The organism is Pseudomonas sp. P4_C3, assembly GCF_056402075.1.
Window position 1 is genome coordinate 1 of sequence record NZ_JBFUIC010000560.1, and the last position, 1,791, is coordinate 1,791.

Annotated in this window: 3 protein-coding genes; 1 reads left to right on the plus strand and 2 read right to left on the minus strand. The window is 60.1% G+C overall.

What is annotated here, in order from left to right; all coding sequences use genetic code 11:
• Positions 1-387, minus strand: a 387-nt coding sequence (mdaB, locus tag AC1DVH_RS30615; protein WP_477756945.1) for an NADPH:quinone oxidoreductase MdaB, incomplete at its 3' end; no start/stop codon positions are given.
• A gap of 163 nt (positions 388-550) precedes the next feature.
• On the opposite strand from mdaB, the gene AC1DVH_RS30620 reads away from it, so the two are divergent.
• Entirely contained in the window at positions 551-865 is a 315-nt protein-coding gene (locus AC1DVH_RS30620; RefSeq protein WP_477756946.1) for a putative quinol monooxygenase, read from the plus strand.
• On the opposite strand, the gene AC1DVH_RS30625 is transcribed toward AC1DVH_RS30620, so the two are convergent.
• Entirely contained in the window at positions 855-1,619 is a 765-nt protein-coding gene (locus tag AC1DVH_RS30625) for a sulfite exporter TauE/SafE family protein (protein WP_477756947.1), read from the minus strand. The genes AC1DVH_RS30620 and AC1DVH_RS30625 overlap by 11 nt on opposite strands.
• Positions 1,620-1,791: the final 172 nt, after the last annotated feature.

Consider the following 1,791-nt stretch of genomic DNA (forward strand, 5'->3'; position numbering starts at 1 on the left):
CTGCGGGGCGTTCCAGGTCAGCGACAACATGTATTGCTTGCCGTGAATCAGGCCGCCGCTGCCGTATTTCTGCGAGGCGTCGGAGCGAGTGCGACCGTCGCTGGCATAGAGGCTGCCATGGCCTTCGGTGAAGACTTCATCGATGTACTTCTTCACGGTCCACGGCGCGCCCATCCACCAGCCGGGCATCTGGTAGATGATCACGTCGGCCCAGAGGAACTTGGCCACTTCTTCGGCGACGTCGTAGCCCTCGTCGATGAAGGTGGTTTTGACATCCACGCCGCCGCGATCCAGCACGCTCAACGCGACTTCATGCAGGGTGGTGTTGTAGCGGCCGTCGGAGTGCGCAAATTTTTTGCCGCCATTGAGCAACAGGACTTTTTTCATGAGAGATCTCGGGAAGGGTCGGGAATCGGATGGCGGCAGAGTACCGACCGGCCTCGCGCGGAATAAGCGCCGATTTGGCAAAGTTCATTTGACCTACAGGCACGAATCAACAGGCGATTGTTGCCTTAGACTGACGCCAATTCTGACTTGATGAGAGATGTAGATGAGTGAAATCCAGGGCTTCATTCTGCACGCCAAGACCCGCCCGGAAAAATCCGATGCCTTCGAAGCGTTTTTCAGCGTCTACGTGCAAGCGAGCCGAGCCGAACCCGGTTGCATCGAATACCACATGTTGCGCGACAAACAGGACCCRACCCTGTTCATCTTCTACGAGATCTGGCAATCCCGGGCCCACCTCGACGTGCACTCGAACCTGCCGCACATGAAGCAGTTCCTCGAGCAGCGCGATGAATACCTGGAGCGGGACTTCGAGATCCGCGTCATCGACATGATCAGCCCGTCGTCCGCTAGCCGCTGATCAGCAAATGGCCACCGAGCAACCCCAGGCCAATGAAGAACACACGCTTGAACAGCAGGACGCTGATCCGCTGGCGCAGCGATTGCCCCAGCCACATGCCGAGCATGGCCGGGATCAGCGCCAGCAACGATGCGCTCAACTCGCCCCCGCCGAGCGCGCCACGCCATAACAAGCCACCGGCCAGGGCCAGGGTCGAGACGGTGAACGACAGGCCCAGCGCCTGCACCAGCTCGTCCTTGCTCAAGCCCAGCGCTTGCAGATAAGGCACCGCCGGAATCACGAACACGCCGGTGGCCGAAGTAATGACGCCGGTCAGCACACCACACAATGGACCGAGCCAGCGTTCGCTGTGAGGCCCCACGCACAAGCTCGGCAGGCACAATCCGCTCAGCGCATACAGCAACAACGCCGCTCCCAACCCTCGCACCACCCAGTGACCACCGCTCATGCCGATCCACAGCGTGCCCGCCCCGGTGCCAATGAAAATCGCCAGCAACATCGGCCACAACCGTTTGACCAGCTCCGACAGATGCCCGCCGAATGCCAGTTGCCAGACGTTGGTCAGGGTCGCCGGAATGATCAGCAGCGCCGCAGCCTGCGTCGGCGCCATAGCCAGGCCGAGCAGGCCCATGGCAACGGTCGGCAGGCCGAGGCCGATCACGCCCTTGATCATGCCGGCCAGCACAAATGTGCCGATAACCAACAGCGAAAGGGCCAACCCGAGATTCTGATAAAACGCCGAGAGTGTATTCATGGGGCTATGGTGAGCCCGCGCGGGTTGATTGAAAATCTGCCATATACTGAGGCTGCCTCTCTTCAGACAAGAGGCTGAACAACCGGGTGCGACATCTGACGCCATCGCGAGCAGGCTCGCTCCTACAGGGGATTTGTTAACAACACATAACCACTGTGGGAGCGAGCTTGCT

Coding starts and splice junctions, on each gene's coding strand:
- AC1DVH_RS30625 (WP_477756947.1), bottom strand. CDS start 1,619: ATGAATACACTCTCGGCGTTTTATCAGAATCTCGGGTTGGCCCTTTCG.